The following is a 16,767-nucleotide window of genomic DNA, read 5'->3' as shown; positions in this document are numbered from 1 at the left end:
AACCCTGTGAGTTGTGACCCAGGGGTGGGGACCGGCGCGGACACGCCACATCACAGGTAGATATCCGCCACGTAGTTGTTGTGTGCGAAGTCGCCGTGCAGGGCCTTCCGGAGATCATCGCGGGCTCCCGCGCGTGCATAGTTGTCTCGCCCCAGCCAAGCGGGGGCATGACAAGTTTCATCACACGGGGACGGGCTCCATGCCATTCATACGCCGCCGCGGCCTCACGGCCGCAGCCGCCGTGATCGCCGCGGTCATGGTCACTACCACCGCCTGCAGCAAGACCGAGGAGAGCGGGGCCAAGGCCTCCGACTCCACGACCGCCCAGGCGGACGCGGGCGACAACATCGACACCGGCGAGAACGAGAGCGGCGGTGACACGACCGTCGGCGGGTTCAAGCTCCCGAAGGGTGTGCCGACCGAGCTCACCGGTGACGCGCTGCAGAAGTGGAAGGACGGTGGCTGGCAGGACTTCAGCGGCGACTGGGCCTCCAAGGCGGAGGACTTCGCCAACCCGTACATCGAGAACTTCTGGACGCCGGAGCGCATCGCCGAGGCCAAGGAGAACCTGCCGGACCTGCCGGCGGTCGCCGAGGCGGGCAACACCGCCACCGGGGCCGGCAAGACCACCCAGGTCTGGCTGCCCGACGGCAAGGTCAAGAAGCAGCAGGCCGGCAGGGTCAAGGCCACGTACCACAAGTACGCGCCCCCGGTCGGCAAGCTCTTCTTCACCACGCCCCAGGGGTCGAGCGTCTGCTCCGCCGCGGTCGTGAAGGACCCGGCGCACCCGGGCAAGTCCAACCTGGTGTGGACCGCCGGGCACTGTGTGCACGCGGGCAAGGGCGGCGGCTGGTACCGCAACATCGCCTTCGTACCGTCCTTCAACAACACGGGCAAGCTGAACATCAGCCAGGCGTCCGCGAACTACCGCGCGAGCAACGTCTCCCCGTACGGCGTCGCCTGGGCCGACTGGGCCACCACCTCTGGCACCTGGATCAAGGGCGGCGCCGCCAGCGAGGGCACCGTGGCCGCCGCGTACGACTACGCGGTGCTGCACGTGAAGCCGGAGAAGGGCTCCAAGTCCCTTGAGGAGCGCCTCGGTTCGGCCCTGCCGGTGTGGTTCAACGCCCCCGCCGCCAACAAGGTCAAGAACATGAAGGTGCGCGGCTACCCGGCCGAGGCCCCGTACGACGGCTCGAAGATGTACCACTGCCAGGGCGCCACCAAGCGCTTCGTCCTCGGCTACAGCTACCCGAGCGACTACCCGGCCCAGTACATGGTCGGCTGCACCATGAACGGCGGTGCCTCCGGCGGCCCCTGGTTCATGTCCCACAAGGGCCGCACCTACCTGGTCTCCAACAACTCCCTGAGCGACCGCTCCACGTTCATCACGGGGCCGCGCCTCGGCAAGAACGCGAAGCAGGTCTACCTGGCGACCAGCAACAAGTTCAAGTAGGCGAAACCCACGCGCGAATGGCCCCCGGTGACCTTCGCGGTCGCCGGGGGCCGTCGCGTGCGCGTGTTCCCGTACTTTCGACGTCATGAACACGTCCGAGTGGTCCGAGTAGTGGGAACGACTGCCCGCAGGCAGCGGAGGCGCTGACCGAGGACCAGCACGACGAGTCCCGGACGCACGGCGGCGCGGGAACGTGGCCGGCGGAGGCACGACGTCAGCTGGGTGCCCTGCCCGGTGGCCCGGTGGCCCGGCGGGCCTAGGCCAACTGCGGCGGCAGCGGCGCCGCATGGGTCACGATCAGGCCCGAGACCGCTCGGGTGAGGGTGACGTAGAGGCGGCGTAGGCCCGTGCGTTCGTCCGGTTCGGCGTCGACGATCTCCTGGGGCTCGTCCAGGACGACGTAGTCGTACTCCAGGCCCTTGGCGAGCGAGGCCGGGACGAGCGTCAGGCGGGTCTCGTGCGTCGTCTCCTCGCCGGGGGACAGATGGGCGAGGCCCGCCGCCGTCAGCGCCTCGGCGAGGGCGGGGACACGGGTGTCCGCGGCGATCAGGCCGGTCGAGCCCTCGTTGCGGAGCAACTCCTCGCAGGCGGCGATGACGTGGGAGTCGTCGGTGGTCGGGCGTACGTCGAAGAAGCCCGGGTTCTCGCGGACCGACGCCACCGGGGTCAGGCCGGGCGCGATGTGCGGGAGGAGCCGGGAGGCGTACGTGATCACGTCCGTCGGGACGCGGAAACCGGCCGTCAGCTCCTCCACATGCGCCTCCCCCTTGCCGAGGTGCGCCAGTGCCTCCTGCCAACTCCGCGTCGCCCAGGGGGTCGTGCCCTGTGCGAGGTCGCCGAGGACCGTCGCCGAACCGGTGGTGCAGCGGCGGCCCACCGCCCGGTACTGCATGGGGGAGAGGTCCTGCGCCTCGTCGAGGACGACATGGCCGAGGGAGTGCGTGCGCTGCACCAGGTCCGTCGCCTCGTCGACCAGGACCGCGTCGGCGGCCGACCACTTCACCGACTTCACGCTCCGCGCCGGCTTCGCCCACAGGATCGTCTTCTGCTCGTCGTCCGTGAGGATCCCCTCCGCGTGCTCGGCCAGGAAGTCCGCGTCGGAGAGCAGCCGCAGCACGAGCTTCGCGGGGTCGACGGGTGGCCAGATCGCCTTGACGGCCGCCTTCACCGTCGCGTTGCGCGCCACCGCGTCCTGCACCCGGTCGTCGGGCGCCTCCCCGGACCGCTCCATCTGCACCAGCACCGCGTGCGCGATCCGCTGCGGCAGCGCGTCCCGCGCGGCCCCGTAGCGGATGTCCCGGTCCAGCAACTCCCGCACGATGCCTTCGAGTTCGTACGCCGGTACCCGCCAGCGACGCGACCCCCGGACGACCACGACGGGCTCGGTGGGCAGCGTGACGTGCGACCGTACGGCCCGGCGGAGCACCTCGGCCATCCGGGCGTCGCCCTTGACGACGGCGGCCGCCGCCTCGTCCGTGCCCCGCACCTCGACATGCGCGACGAGGTCGTCGACGGTCGCCTGCTTGACCTCCAACTCGCCCAGCGCGGGCAGGACCTGCTCGATGTAGTGCAGGAAGGAGCGGTTCGGCCCGATGACGAGGGTGCCGGTGCGGGACAGACGCTCCCGGTGGGCGTAGAGGAGATAGGCGACCCGGTGCAGGCCGACCGCGGTCTTCCCGGTGCCGGGTCCACCCTGCACGCAGAGGCTGCCGGACAGGTCCGAGCGGACGATCTCGTCCTGCTCCGGCTGGATCGTCGCCACGATGTCCCGCATCGGGCCGACACGCGGACGCTCGATCTCCTGCTGGAGCAGCTTGCTGGTGGCGGCCGCCTCGGCGGGGTCGGAGAGGTGCTCGTCCTCGTACGCGGTCAGGTCGCCGCCGGTGTACCCGAAGCGGCGCCGCAGCCCGACGTCCATCGGGTCCTTCTTCGACGCCCGGTAGAAGGGCTGCGAGACGGGGGCACGCCAGTCGATGACCATCGGGTCGCCGTCCGCGTCGTGCACGTGCCGGCGCCCGATGTAGAACTGTTCCCCCTCCGCGCCCTCCGCCCGGTCCGCGCCGGGGGCGTGCAGGTAGTCGAGCCGGCCGAAGAAGAGCGGGGTGTGGCTCAGGTCCGCCAGGGCCTTGATCCGCTCCTCGATCTGGCGGGCCAGCACCTCCGCGTTCACCCAGTTCGCGGTGACGTCCCTGATGTCCAGCGCCTCCGCGTCCTCCCGCATGGCCCGCAGCGCGGACCGGGAGGCGGCGAGGTGGGAGCGCTCGCGGGAGAGGGATCGGCCGGGTCGCTGAGGGCGGCGGGGCCGGCAGGGTCGGCGGTGGGCTGCGCGGACAAGGGGTGCCTCCGGGGCCTGCGGGGAGCTGGGGTACGCCTGACGACGGTGACCGACCGGTTTCCGTCCGGGCGGCGGCGCTCCACGGACGGGAGGCGGGCAAGAGCGGAGAGTGTAGGTGAGGGGAGGGGGCGGAAGCCAACGGATTTTTTTGCCGCCGCGTCCGCCGTGCCCGCCGTACCCCTAGGGGGCCCTACACCGCCGGTATTACGGGAGAGCTGGACCTGAGAGGGAGCCGGGGGCTCAGCGCGTTCACTCCGGAGACCGACGCGGTTCGAAGGCGGGCGTTCCACCATGGAGATATGAGTGCAGCGACCTTCATCCCAGCCTCGGCCTCCGGCCGACCCGGTCCGCCGCCCGGTGCGACCGGCCTCGACGACCACCACAACCGCCACCGCCTCGCCGACGCCCTGCGCGCCGTCAAGGTCTTCGCGAGCGCCGCGTTCGGCGTCGTCATCCTCGGCGAGTACGCGGAGGAAGCGGGCGTACGCCGCCGGTGAACGCCGGGACTCCCGGCCCACACCTCTCCGAGCCTCGCGCAGCTCGCGGGGCCGTCATCCCTGCCGGACCACCTGGCCCGACCCGGCCCGACGGAACACCCGGCCCGACGGAACACCCGCACCACCTGGAACACCCGCACCACCCGAGCCCTCGGCCGTCAGCCGCGCTCTCCCGGACGGCCGCCGCGATCGGATCCCGCCTGACCGTCCGCCTGACCACCCGCGCGGGCAACTCCCTACGGCCAGCCCTCCTCCGCCCCCGTCGGCGGTCTCAGCCTTCCTCGGGCAGCAGGATGTCCGCGTCGTCGAAGATCCGCAGCATCACCAGGAGCAGGCGACCGCGGGAGACCATGTACTCCGCGACGATCTGTGAGGTGAGCCGGATCTCGCGGTCCTGGTCGCCCACTCCTATGGTGCGGGACAGCTCGGTGTACGGATCGCGGGCGAGCAGTTCGATCGCCTTGTCGAGGGAGGCACGGCGCGTGGGGTCCAGCCGGTCGCGGTCACGAGCCGCCGGCTCCGTGTACAGCACCTCGTAGATCTCCTCGTGAGGCATGCCGCCCTCCTTGACCTGGCTCGCGCTGGTACGGCTCAGCGTACCGAGCGCGGGCATCCCCTGTGACCTGTCGCTCAGCCCTCCGCCAGGATCTCGTCCGCGTCCATGATCCGGTAGGCGTAGCCCTGTTCGGCCAGGAAGCGCTGGCGGTGCGCCGCGAAGTCCTGGTCGATGGTGTCGCGGGCGACCACGGAGTAGAAGTGGGCCTGGTGACCGTCGGCCTTCGGGCGCAGGACCCGGCCGAGACGCTGCGCCTCCTCCTGGCGGGAGCCGAACGTGCCGGAGACCTGGATGGCGACGGTGGCCTCGGGCAGGTCGATGGAGAAGTTCGCGACCTTCGACACGACGAGGACGTTGATCTCGCCCTCGCGGAACGCGTCGAAGAGCTTCTCGCGCTGGGCGTTGCTGGTCTCGCCCTTGATCACCGGAGCGTCCAGATGCGCGCCCAGTTCGTCGAGCTGGTCGATGTACTGGCCGATGACGAGGATCTGCTGGCCCGCGAAACGGCGGACGATCGCCTCGGCCACCTTCCGCTTGGTCGCGGTGGTGGAGCAGAAGCGGTACTTCTCCTCCTGCTCGGCGGTGGCGTAGGCGAGCCGCTCGGAGTCGGTGAGGTTCACCCGGACCTCGACACAGTCGGCGGGCGCGATGTAGCCCTGCGCCTCGATCTCCTTCCACGGCGCGTCGAACCGCTTGGGCCCGATGAGGGAGAACACGTCCGACTCCCGCCCGTCCTCCCGGACCAGCGTGGCCGTCAGCCCCAGCCGCCGGCGCGCCTGGAGATCGGCGGTGAACTTGAAGACCGGCGCGGGCAGCAGATGTACCTCGTCGTAGACGATGAGGCCCCAGTCGCGGGAGTCGAAGAGCTCCAGGTGCGGGTAGACGCCCTTCCGCCGGGTCGTCAGCACCTGGTACGTGGCGATGGTGACCGGCCGGATCTCCTTCCGCGTCCCGCTGTACTCGCCGATCTCCTCCTCGGTCAGCGACGTCCGCTTCACCAGCTCGTGCTTCCACTGCCGAGCGGAGACGGTGTTGGTGACGAGGATGAGCGTGGTCGACTTGGCCTGGGCCATGGACCCGGCGCCGACCAGGGTCTTCCCGGCGCCGCAGGGCAGCACGACGACCCCGCTGCCGCCGTGCCAGAAGTTCTCCACGGCCTGCTTCTGGTAGGGCCGCAGCGCCCAGCCGTCCTCGGCCAGCTCGATCGGGTGGGCCTCACCGTCCACGTACCCGGCGAGGTCCTCGGCGGGCCAGCCCAGCTTCAGCAGGGTCTGCTTGATCTGCCCGCGCTCGGAGGGGTGCACGGCCACGGTGTCGGGGTCGATCCGCGCCCCGACCAGCGGAGCGATCTTCTTCGACCGCAGGATCTCCTCCAGCACCGGCCGGTCGGTGCTGGTGAGGACGAGGCCGTGGGTCGGGTGCTTGGAGAGGGTGAGGCGGCCGTAGCGGTCCATCGTCTCGGCGACGTCCACGAGCAGCGCGTGCGGCACCGGGTAGCGGCTGTACTGCACCAGCGCGTCGACGACCTGCTCGGCGTCATGGCCGGCGGCCCGCGCGTTCCACAGCCCGAGCGGTGTCACCCGGTAGGTGTGGATGTGCTCCGGCGCCCGCTCCAGCTCGGCGAAGGGCGCGATGGCCCGACGGCACTCGTCCGCCTGCTCGTGGTCGACCTCCAGGAGCAGCGTTTTGTCAGATTGGACGATGAGGGGACCGTTCACGCGCGACACCTTTCGATTCGGCCAAACGTCCAGTGTGCCTGATCGTTCCCCCTGGCAGGGTTCCGGTCCTATTGGATGTCTATTCATTCCGATGAGTGGCTGGAATTCAGATTTGCGGCAGCGGTTCCGAAGAATGCGAACCGTGCACCCTCCCACCCAGGCCGACGCCGCTGAACCGGTCGCCCCGTCCATCGCCCCGTCCGTTTCGCCGCAGGGCACCACACTCGGCTACGCCCTCTTCGCCACGCGCTGGCTCCAGGCGCCGCTGTACTTCGGTCTGGTCGCGGCGCAGGGGGTGTACGTCTACAAGTTCTTCAACGAGCTGTGGACGTTAATCGTCCGCTGCGTGAGCGGGAGCGCCACCGAGACGTATGTGATGCTCGCCGTGCTCAAACTGGTCGACGTCGTCATGATCGCGAATCTGCTGATCATGACGATCGTCGGCGGCTACGAGACCTTCGTCTCCCGCATCGGCCTCCAGGGCCACCGCGACCAGCCCGAATGGCTCTCGCACGTCAATTCCAACGTGCTGAAGGTCAAGCTCGCCACCGCCATCGTGGGCATCTCCTCCGTGCATCTGCTCCAGATGTTCGTGGACGTCCACCACACCTCCCAGCACGCGCTGCTGTGGGGCACGGTGATCCACATGGCCTTCATCGCCTCGGCGGTGCTCCTGGCGTACATGTCGGGGCCGATGCTGCGCGAGGACAAGGGGCACGGCACCCACCACGACCCGTCCGCCGGCGATCTCAAGCCGCCGAGGGGCCCGCGCGGGCCCGACGAGCCGACGGAACGGAGCGAGCCGACGACGGCCGCCGCCCCCGCGATCTCCCGCGCGCCGCTGCCGATCCCGGCCCAGGCGACGTCCCCCGAGACCCGCTTCACGCGGGGCGGGACGCGGCTGGTGCAGTACGAGACCTGGCGCGCGCCGTACACGGCCGGGGACGGGGGCGGAGGCGGAACGGCGTGGGTGCCGGTGTCGCGGGTGGGGCCGGAGTCGGGACCGGAGTCGGTACCGGGGTCGAGGGGCGGGTACGGGCGGCCGGGTTCCCGGCGCGGAAGCTGCTGGAGGAATTCGACGAGGGGCACCCGCGCTCCTTCGACCGGCGGCTGCTGGCCCGGCTGGGCACCCTGGACTTCCTCGGCACCGGACGGAACGTCGTGTTCGTCGGCGCCCCCGGCACCGGCAAGACGCATCTCGCGATCGGTCTCGGCGTACGGGCCTGCCAGGCCGGACACCGGGTGATGTTCGCGACGGCGACGGAGTGGGCGGCCCGGCTGGCCGGGGCACGGGCCGAGGGCAGGCTCGCCGAGGAACTGTCCGCGCTCGACGCCTGCCCCCTGCTGATCGTCGACGAGGTCGGCTACCTCCCCTTCGACACGGACACCGCCCGGCTCTTCTTCCAGCTGATCGCCCACCGCTACGAGAGGGCCTCGCTGATCGTGACCAGTGACCGCCCGCTCGGCCGCTGGGAGGAGATCTTCGGCGGGGCCGCCCCGGCGATGGTGGACCGCCTCGCGCACCACGCCGAGATCGTCCTCCTCGAAGGGGACAGCTACCGGCTGCGCACTACTTCAGCAGGCTGACGTTCTGGATCAGCGGCCCCTCCACGCCGATGCCCTCACCCACCAGGGTGCCGAGTTCGGGGAGGGGCAGCGGCGGGTTCGCGGCGGCCGGGGCGGCGAGCGCGCCCACCAGGACGACGGCTGCGGCGACGGAGACGGTGAATGCGGTCAGGAACGTGGCGAGAGGGCGCATGCGTGCGTGTGGGCCTTTCGAGCGCAGGAGTCGATCTCGATCGGACACAGGGTGGCTGCCCCGCACGCCCCGAGAGGATGCCCCGGGGGACCCGCGCTCGCCCATGAGGGGGAAAAACAGGCGTGGCCTGCATGAACACCCGCGTACGCCCGAACGGGTGATGCGCGGGGGGCGGCTTGATCAACCAGGGGGTGGCTGAGTCAGGTCGCGTCGTCCGCGAGTTCCGCGACGCCCGTGATCCGGTGGAGCGGGAAGGTGCGCACCTCGTCCGCCGTGTGGTCGTACGCCGTCACGAAGCCGCCCTCGACGCGGACCGGCGCGATGACCCGCTGGCTGGCGGAACCCTCGGCGTTGACGTAGCCGATCCAGAGGGCCTCGCCGGTGAGGACGGCGGCCTGCATCGTCGCGAGCGTCTCGGCGGAGCCGGTCCGGGGCAGGGTGCCGGGCGGGGTGGCCGGGCCGCCGGGAGTCCGGCGCGGCGTGGTGGAGGCGAGATCACCGGCGCGGATGGCGCGGATCGCGGCGCCCAGCAGGGTGTCGTCCGGGGCCGGGGCCGTCCGGGACGGGCTCCGGTGCCGTGCGGGCGGGTGCGGTGGGCGTGCGCCCGCGTGATCAGCACATCGCCCTCCGCCGACTCGGCCGCCGGCGCGTACCCCATCGCCCGCAGCCCGTCGAGCAGTGTCGCCGGGTCGGCCTGGGCGGCGAGGACGGTCGGCGCGAGCCGCCGCAGCCCGAGCCCCTGCGACCGCTTGTCGGCGAGGATCTCGCTGAGCATCGCGTCGTCGTCGCAGCGGACGTACGCCGACGCCGCGCCGATCCGCAGATGACCGTGGCGGCGGGCCACGTCGTCGATCAGGTACGCGAGCGGCTGCGGGACCGGCGTACGGGAGTGCGCGGTCAGGAAGTCGTGCAGGTCGGAGGCGCTGCGCCCCGCGTCCAGCGCCCGGCGTACGGACCCCGGCGTGAACCGGTACACCGTCGCGCCACCCTTCGACTCCACGTCCGCCAGCACGCCCAGCACGTCGGCAAGCGGACGCTTCAACGGGCCGGGCGCGACAGCCGTCAGGTCGGCCTGGAGCAGGACGTGGTCCAGCGGCTCGGGAAGCAGCGGCGCGAGCAGCCGGGCGGCCCGGGAGGCGGCCGCGGCCTGCTCTGCGACGGGGTCGGGGAGGGCCGACGCCGGGGAGGGACCGGCGGACGGTCGGGGAGGGGCACGTGGTGGGCGGGGAGCTTGTCGCCCGGGGTCTCCGGCAGTTCGACCGTGGCCGGGGTCTCGGGAGGCAGCCCGAGGAGCGCGCGACCGTGCGAGGACAGCGCGCCGCGCCCGGTGACCCCGAGCGACTCGGCCTCGGAGAGGGTCCACCGGGCGATCCGGGCCCGCAGGTCCTCGCCCCTGACGCTGCCGCGCGGACGGCTGCAGGGCCGACTGGGCCGATGGGGACGACGGCGCCGACTGGGACTGCGCGGGCTGTTGCGTCTGCGTCGGCGCCGACGAGGGCTGGGCGGGGGCCTGGTGGGACTGCTGGCCGCCGCGCGTGGGGCGTTCCCAGTGGAGGCGGGCCAGTACGGAGTCGGGGGTGGCCGAGGTGCCCTCGGGGAGCCCGGCGAGCAGGGTGAGGACCCGATGGCGCACCTCGGGCGCGGCCGACCGGTCCAGCCCCGGGCCCAGCGCCGACAACGTACGGTCCTTGGCGTCCCGTTCCCCGATCACGCCCGGCGTACGGGTCGCCGTCAGCCAGGCCGTGGCGAGCCGTGCCCAGCGCTCGGCGGCGGGCAACTCCAGCCACTCGTCGTACGCGGGTGTCGCGGCGTACCGTTCGTCGGCCTCGCCGTCGGAGGCCAACAGCCCTGCGGCGTAGGCGAGTTCGACCCAGAAGGCGGCCACCGGCTCGGGCAGGTCGAGGGCCACGGCGGTCCGTTTGAGGTCCCGCACGCTCAACCCGCCCGCGCGCAGGACACCGGGGCCGCCCTCGTCCCAGTCCTTCAGCAACTCCTCCACGGTCGCCAGCGCCGTGTACGCCTGCCCGGCCGCCGTCGCGTCCACAACCTGTGGACGGTGCGCACCCGACGCCTCGACGGGCGGCGGCACGGGCTGCACCTCCCGGTGCGCGCGGCCCCCGCGCAGGTGGAGGGCGACCTCGCGGGGCAGGACGACCGTGCCGGGGGTGGTGGGCAGCAGCAGCCCCCGGTCCAGCAGCCAGCGCAGATGGGCCGCCGGGTTGGCGGTGACCTGGCCGTACGGCGGCCCCCACACCAGCCGGGTCAGGACGTCGAGGGACTCCGGGGGCGCGGCGGCGAGGAGGGCGGCCATGCGGCGGCGGTCGGTGAAGAGCGTGGCGAGGGCCGTGACCGCCGAGACCGAGTCATGGGTGCTCGGCAGGCCGGCCGCCGCGACGATCTCCTGGACCCGCCCCGGCGACATGCCCGCCGTGGCCTCCGCGACGGTCGGGCCGAGGCCGGTGGGGGAGGGGTACTGCGGGGGGGGCGAGCAGCTCACGGGCCGTGCGGACGAGGCGGAGCTGGTCGTCGGGGCCCCACACGAGGGCCTGGTCGCGCAGGGTGGCGAGGGCGCGGGGCAGCGCGGAGGTGACGGCGGGGTCCGCGTCGTCACCGGCCAGCAGGGCGGCGAGTTCGGCGTACGGCGCCGGGTCCGCCGCCACGGCCAGGGCCTGGGCGGTCTGCAGGGCGAACCGGTCCAGGCGTTCCAGGGCCCGGACCACCGAGGCGCGGGTGCCGGCGCGGGTGGCCAGCTGGGTCAGGTCGGTGGGCACGGGTGTGATGAGGTCCGGCCGGGCCCGGAGCAGCACGGCGAGCGAACGGTCGTCGCGTCCGCGTAGCGCCTCCGCCAGGGAACGGGGGGCTCCGCCGGTGGGGGCCGCCTCCGTGGGGGTGTGCTCCTCGGTGCTCATCCGGCCAACGGTAGCGGCTGCGCCGGGCTGGGGCGCCCAGTAGCTCGGGGGCGCGCGTCTCGTCGGCGGGTGCGGGTGCGTGGGGCTTCCCGCGCAGTTCCCCGCGCCCCTGAGAGGCCGGGCTGCGCCCCGGGCTTCTCGGGCCATGGCTCCCGTTCACCGGGATCGGTCATGACTCCCGGCCGGTTGGAAGCGATACGGTCGGAGGAGTATGCGCGGCCGATCCCGGAGGGGCTTCGTGGGGATTGAGAGCGACCAGGTCGTCTACGAGTACCTGAGCCGGGTCGGTGATCTGGCCCAGCAGCGACAGTTGCCGTCCTCGACGCGGATGCGTCTCGTGTCGGGGCTGCGGGACGAGATCGACCGGCGGCGGGCGAAGGCGCCGGTGGACAGTCCGGCCGCCGTACGCCGCATCATCGCCCGCCTGGGGACCCCGGACGAGGTCGTCGAGGCGGCGGGCGGGCCCGGTGACGCACCGGAGCCCCCGGCGGCCGCCGTGCCCGTGCAGCGGGTGACCGGTGGGGACGTGACCGCCGAGGACACCGGGGAGCGGGCCAAGGGGCTGCGGCGGGTCGTGCCGCGACCCCGTTCCGCCGACGCCGTGCCGCCGGTGGCGGGTGGAGCCGCTCCGCCGCATCTCGCCCGCTGCACGAGCTGGGCGAGGGCGACGCACAGCCCGACTGGTGGCGGGTCGGCGGGGGCGGGGACCCGGCGGCGACATCGGGTTCGGGATCGGGGACTCCGTGCCGGGGTTCGTCGGGGGTGTGGAGATTCCCGAGTTGCTGAAGCCGCCGCCTCCGGCGAAGACGGACGAGGACCGGGATGGCAAGGCCGAGGGCAAGCCCGGGGCCGTCGTCGAGAAGGGGCGGCGGCTTCGGCGGGGGCGTGGAGGAAGGGGCTCCTCGGCAGCGGCGGCTGCCGCTGCCCCGGCTGCGGCCCGTGGGTGGGGTGGAGCAATCCGCTGCTGTTGCTGGCGGCCGTGCTGTTGGTCGCGGAGCGGTCATGGGGAGTCTGGTGCCGTTGGGGCTGGGGTGGTTGATCGCCTATCTCGCGGAGGCTGACGCCCGCGGAGTCGAAGTGGGCGGTGATGGGGTACCGGGGGCGGTAGCCGCGGGTGGGATCGTGTGGCTGTGGGGGCGTAGTGACGGGCGGTGGGGGATTCCATTGCTCGGGGAGATGAATGTGGCGGTGGCGGAGACGTGGCCGTGGGTGCTTCGGGTCGCCGCGATCTCGTCGGCGCTCTATCTTCTCTGGCGGTCTCAGCGACCTCGTTGACCCGAGAGTGTCCCGCCCCCGCCGCCCCATGCTCGGCATCCGCCCGGGGCCTGGCCCCGGGCGAACACATCAGTCTGCGGCGGGCCGCCAGCCGCGGGCCGACACGACTGATACCCGAGCGCCCCACACCGTGAGCACGATGGCGCCGCACAGCGCGGCCAGAGTCGTCGGAGCGAGAGAGGCCAGGGAGATCACCGTGGGCCGGTCGATCTGGATGGGTGTGGCGAGCCAGACCGAGGTGAGGACACCGATCCCCACAGCCAGCAGGGAGGGCACCAGAAGCGACCACACGGCCGTGGTCCCGAACACCGTCCGACGCCCGGTCAACACGCTGAGCGGGGCCAGCTCACGCCCGTACCGGACGAACTCGCCCATCGCCCCCAGCCCTGCCGCCAGAGCGATCACGAACATGCCGGTGGACGCCAGCAGCCGGATCCAGCGCGTGGCGGCCTCCAGGCCACCGACGGCACTGTAGAAGCCGCCCACCGACGTGACGGTCGCGTCCACGCCCAGATGCCGGTACGCCAGTTCCTTCAACAGCCCCATCGGCAGATCCTCGTGCGGTCCCGCGGAGTTGACGAGCAGCAGAGTCACGGATGTGTTGTCCGTCGTCCGCCAGCCCGACGTCCTGCCCTGTTGCGCGTCGACCGATGCGGTGTCGTACGTGCTCCACGCCACCAACTCCCGCAGCCGCGGATCAGGTCCGCCGCCCGGGACGGACACCGGCGTGGAACTGCAGGGCGTGTTCAATGCCTTGAGCGCATCGCATGAGCCGATGAGCCTGGCCGTGCTCCGCACGGTCTCGTCATCGGTCACCACGCGCAGCACCGCGCTTTCCACCCCGTCGGGAAGCGACTTCTCGAAGGCGGCAAGTCGCCTGGAGGACTGCGGATAGTCCACGGTGAGCACGCTGTTGCCGACTCTGTCCAGAGTGGTCAGGGCACGGGCGGCGTTCTCGCCGAACACCCCGCCCCACAACTGGGCCTGCGCCGCTAGCCCGACGGCCAGCGTCAGTGAGGCCACGAGGCGGACCGTGGCCTGCGGATGGGCGGCCAGGCGGCGGCCCGCGATGATGCTCCCGCTGGATCCGATACGGCGTCCCCACCTGGCCAGTCGTCCGCCGAGCCCTACGCAGAGCATGCTCACGGCGGCGGGAAGGGTGGCGAAAACCAGAACAGTGCCGAGGACGTAGAACGGGAGCTTCATGTCGTCGGACATGAGCTCGGTGCCCCGCACGGTCACCAGGAGAACGGGCGCGAACGCGAACCCGCCGATCCGGTACAGCCTGCCGCGGCGTACCGCCGGTTGGGAGCCGCCTTGCTGCGCGCCGTCGGCTTTCGGCTGCAGCAGTACCACCGTCGCGAGCACGACGACCGGAGCGGCCAGCAGAGCACCGATGAGTCCCGGTACGGCGGCGGTCGCGTCCGGGCGATAGAGCTGGAAGTCGACCATGGGGAGCGGCAGGTCGATCAGAAGGGCGGGAGTGAGGGCGAGAGCGGCCGCAAGCGTGCCGACGAGAACCGGCACAGACGCCTCTCCGAGGGCGAAACACGCACGCGCACGCGCACCGGCGCCCAGCACGGCGAGCAGTCGCGATCGCCGGTCCCGTGCCACCGCGCCGACGCGGGCCGCCACGGTGACCAGGAGGACCACGGGCAGGAACACCAATCCCGCCAGGGCACCGTAGAACTGCTCGGAGGGTGGCAGATTGTCGTCCTCGCCGAACGTGGACGCGCCGGCCCCGCCGAACCCCACCGCCCCGAACGACTCCGCGTCGAGGTCGTCCGCACCACCGACGGGTCGGGCATACGCCAGCAGCTCTGCCGGGGCCTGCAGACCCTCCGCGCCGATAGTGCCGACGGACTTCCCGTATCGGCTGCCGATGCGCTCCACGGTACCGGCACCGGCTTCCGCGAGCGCGGGCGACAGAACGGCCTCCCCCGGCCCCGGCCAGCGGTCGAGGCCCGGCGGCAGCGGGGCGTCCGCCCGCAGCGGCTCCAGCCACACCACCTGAAAGGCGGTTGTCCCCACCATGTCGGTCACAGGCTGCGCTATCAGATTGGCGTCGCGGGTCCCGGTCGTCCAGTCAACGGCACGCTCCTGGGTCCGCTGCGCCCGGCCGTCGAACGAACTCTGCGCCAGCGCGAGGACACCGAGACTCGCGGCGAGCAGAAAGGTGGCGGCGGCCAGCAGCCAGGTTCGGATCGTGCCCGCCTCGGCTGCGGCAGCCGCTCCCCGTCCGATCCGCAGCATGTGCGTCATCGCGCTCGTGTCGCCGCCTCGGCGAGCCGCCCCTCGGCAAGGTGCACGGTCCTGTCGGCGCGTGCGGCCACCGCGGCGTCGTGTGTGACGACCAACAGTCCGCAGCCGGTCTCCTTCGGAAGACCGAAGAGCAGATCCGAGACCGATTCCCGATTCCGATCGTCGAGAGCGCCGGTGGGTTCGTCGGCGAGCAGCAACGACGGCTTGTTGATCAATGCTCGTGCGACGGCGGTCCGTTGGCGTTCACCGCCGGACAGCTGGGAGGTGGCGACCGTGTCGGGGGAGACCCCGAGCCGCGTCAGCAGCGACGCCGCCTGCTCGAACGCCGCGGACCGGCGGGCGCCGGACAACAGCGCCGCCACCGCGACGTTCTCCACCGGAGTCAGTTCCGGCAGCAGTTCGCCGAACTGGAAGATCGTGCCGATGTGCGTACGCCGGTGCCTGGCGAGCGCACGGGGCCGCATCGCGGTGACGTCGGCACCCGCCACCTTCACCTGCCCGGCCGTCGGCCGGCTGAGCCCCAGAACGCACATCAGCAGCGTGCTCTTGCCGCTGCCGCTCGGCCCGGTCACCGCGACGGACTCTCCGCTGCGCACCGTCAGGTCCGTGTCGTCGAGCAATAACCGCTCCGACACCCGCACACGGAGTCCCCGTACTTCGAGCATGAGTTGCCCGGCAGGAGGCGCCTTCGCTGCTACGGCGAGCCCTTCGGCCGATGAGCGCTGAGAGTCAGTCATCAATCCTCGAGAATGGATCTGTGCGCCAGGGTGGAGGGACCTGAACGGTCACCCCCACCCTGAACCCCGGACAGGCATCCGGTAAGGCTACGCATGCTCGGTAGCGACACCGCCGCACGATCGCAGACGTGACTCGCGTCAGCGAGTGACCCAGTTGCTGCAGTCGTCCGGCCAGTTGTTCTTGTACTCGCAGGCCTTGACCGCGTAGATCCGCGCCCCGGTGCCGCTCTTCACGGTGCTGGCGTACTCGTTCTTGTTCCAGATGGTACGGACCGAGCCGCCTTCGCCGTTCCGCTTGTACTGGCCCTTGACCTGCGCGTCGTTGTCGTGGGTCTTGGTGACGGCGATGCGCTTGCGGTCGTCGATGGTCTTGACGGTGACTTCGTCGACCGAGGCCGTGAGGGCGACCGAGGCGGACGCACGCGACCACCGGCGCGGCCTGCGACTGCCGCGTGTTCGCGTACTGGCCATCCCCAACAGCGTCCCCGAACCCGCCGTGTCACCGGCAGACGGAGACGCCAAGGTCGTGGTCGCGGCCGGCCGGCCGGCCCGTGTGAAACGGTACGAGATGCTGGTCGACGCCTTCGCCATGGCCGGCGAGGACTGCCCTGACTGGTCCCTGCGCATCTATGGGGACGGCGTGGAGCGCGCCCGGATCGCCGAGCGGATAGCCCATCACGGCCTGGGCGACCGGGCCCTCTTGATGGGGATGGTCACCCCGATCGAGAACGAGTGGGTCAAGGGATCCGTCGCCGCGGTCACCTCGGCCCAGGAGTCGTTCGGCATGACCATCGTGGAGGCCATGCGGTGCGGCTTGCCTGTGGTGAGCACCGACTGTCCGCACGGCCCCGGCGAGATCATCCGCCATGGGGTGGACGGTCTGCTCGTCCCGCGTGACAGTACCCGGGACATGGCCGACATGCTGACGACGCTGATGCAGGACACGGAGCGGCGCAAGGCGATGGGCAGGGCGGCGAGAGCCGGCGCGACCGATCGCTTCGCACCGGAGGACATCGCCGAACGCTACGAGCGCCTGTTCCGCACCCTGGCCGATGAGCACTCCACAAGGCCGGCTCCCACACGGCTGGGCTCAGCCGGATGGCGCGGCCGGGCCACCGTGCTCGCCGCCACGGCGCGGATACTCTCGCGCGGTGTGGTCCGCCGCGGCCGCCGCACGCTGCGCCGAGCCGCATGAGGGCCCTGAGCATGCGGGGTGCGGCCCACCGGATCGCGCGGGTCCGAGCCCACAGGATGCTGTGGATC

General features: G+C 71.9%; 12 protein-coding genes and 2 pseudogenes. 6 read left to right on the top strand and 8 right to left on the bottom strand.

The genetic code is table 11. The features are described 5' to 3' along the window. The first annotated feature begins 199 nt into the window (after window positions 1–199). Entirely contained in the window at window positions 200–1,456 is a 1,257-nt protein-coding gene (locus tag E4N62_RS37635) for a serine protease (RefSeq protein ID WP_230221829.1), read from the top strand. 256 nt (window positions 1,457–1,712) lie between these two features. On the opposite strand, the gene E4N62_RS37630 is transcribed toward E4N62_RS37635, so the two are convergent. Continuing rightward, complete coding sequence (locus E4N62_RS37630) at window positions 1,713–3,677, bottom strand: AAA family ATPase (protein ID WP_230221827.1); 1,965 nt, start codon at window positions 3,675–3,677, stop codon at window positions 1,713–1,715. Between the two features lie 413 nt (window positions 3,678–4,090). Here E4N62_RS37630 and E4N62_RS37625 point away from each other — a divergent pair, with 413 nt between their 5' ends. Then, complete coding sequence (locus E4N62_RS37625) at window positions 4,091–4,288, top strand: hypothetical protein (RefSeq protein WP_184892567.1); 198 nt, start codon at window positions 4,091–4,093, stop codon at window positions 4,286–4,288. 271 nt (window positions 4,289–4,559) lie between these two features. Here E4N62_RS37625 and E4N62_RS37620 read toward each other — a convergent pair whose 3' ends face one another. Both E4N62_RS37620 and E4N62_RS37615 read right to left on the bottom strand, forming a co-directional pair. After that, window positions 4,560–4,901 carry a type II toxin-antitoxin system RelE/ParE family toxin gene (locus E4N62_RS37620; protein ID WP_374117165.1) on the bottom strand — a complete coding sequence of 114 codons (342 nt, stop codon included), beginning with the start codon at window positions 4,899–4,901 and terminating at the stop codon, window positions 4,560–4,562. Between the two features lie 17 nt (window positions 4,902–4,918). Then, entirely contained in the window at window positions 4,919–6,562 is a 1,644-nt protein-coding gene (locus E4N62_RS37615; RefSeq protein WP_230221825.1) for a DNA repair helicase XPB, read from the bottom strand. Between E4N62_RS37615 and E4N62_RS37610 the strand changes: the two are divergent. Together E4N62_RS37610 and istB are read left to right on the top strand one after the other, a co-directional pair. After that, window positions 6,477–7,199, top strand: a pseudogene (locus tag E4N62_RS37610) (TIGR00645 family protein); the annotation flags it as partial. The gene E4N62_RS37615 and the pseudogene E4N62_RS37610 overlap by 86 nt on opposite strands. Continuing rightward, the gene (istB, locus tag E4N62_RS48935) at window positions 7,190–8,149 is read left to right on the top strand and encodes an IS21-like element helper ATPase IstB (protein WP_308186119.1); all 960 of its coding nucleotides are present in this window, start codon (window positions 7,190–7,192) and stop codon (window positions 8,147–8,149) included. The pseudogene E4N62_RS37610 and the gene istB, both read left to right, overlap by 10 nt. Here istB and E4N62_RS37600 read toward each other — a convergent pair. Beyond that, a complete protein-coding gene (locus E4N62_RS37600; protein WP_230221823.1) occupies window positions 8,133–8,321 on the bottom strand; it encodes a hypothetical protein in 189 nt (62 codons plus the stop codon). The two genes, istB and E4N62_RS37600, sit on opposite strands and share 17 nt — an antisense overlap. A gap of 200 nt (window positions 8,322–8,521) precedes the next feature. After that, a pseudogene (locus tag E4N62_RS37595) lies at window positions 8,522–11,230 on the bottom strand (helicase-associated domain-containing protein). A 238-nt stretch (window positions 11,231–11,468) separates the two neighbouring features. On the opposite strand from E4N62_RS37595, the gene E4N62_RS37590 reads away from it, so the two are divergent. Beyond that, the gene (locus E4N62_RS37590) at window positions 11,469–12,269 is read left to right on the top strand and encodes a hypothetical protein (protein WP_230221820.1); all 801 of its coding nucleotides are present in this window, start codon (window positions 11,469–11,471) and stop codon (window positions 12,267–12,269) included. 305 nt (window positions 12,270–12,574) lie between these two features. Here E4N62_RS37590 and E4N62_RS37585 read toward each other — a convergent pair whose 3' ends face one another. The 3 genes from E4N62_RS37585 to E4N62_RS37575 all read right to left on the bottom strand — a co-directional run bounded on the left by E4N62_RS37585 (window position 12,575) and on the right by E4N62_RS37575 (window position 15,975). Further along, window positions 12,575–14,767, bottom strand: a complete 2,193-nt coding sequence (locus E4N62_RS37585; RefSeq protein ID WP_230221818.1) for a hypothetical protein — start codon at window positions 14,765–14,767, stop codon at window positions 12,575–12,577. Further along, the gene (locus tag E4N62_RS37580; RefSeq protein ID WP_374117163.1) at window positions 14,764–15,504 is read right to left on the bottom strand and encodes an ABC transporter ATP-binding protein; all 741 of its coding nucleotides are present in this window, start codon (window positions 15,502–15,504) and stop codon (window positions 14,764–14,766) included. Before E4N62_RS37580 ends, E4N62_RS37585 begins: the two co-directional genes overlap by 4 nt. Before the next feature lie 138 nt (window positions 15,505–15,642). Next, window positions 15,643–15,975, bottom strand: coding sequence for a hypothetical protein (locus E4N62_RS37575; protein ID WP_230221816.1), 333 nt, complete (start codon window positions 15,973–15,975; stop codon window positions 15,643–15,645). On the opposite strand from E4N62_RS37575, the gene E4N62_RS37570 reads away from it, so the two are divergent. Next, the gene (locus tag E4N62_RS37570; RefSeq protein ID WP_268270273.1) at window positions 15,869–16,699 is read left to right on the top strand and encodes a glycosyltransferase; all 831 of its coding nucleotides are present in this window, start codon (window positions 15,869–15,871) and stop codon (window positions 16,697–16,699) included. The genes E4N62_RS37575 and E4N62_RS37570 overlap by 107 nt on opposite strands. Window positions 16,700–16,767 lie beyond the last annotated feature (68 nt).

This window comes from Streptomyces sp. MNU76 (assembly GCF_020982545.1).
Lineage (GTDB): Bacteria > Actinomycetota > Actinomycetes > Streptomycetales > Streptomycetaceae > Streptomyces.
This window is presented reverse-complemented; position numbering and strand designations above follow the sequence as displayed.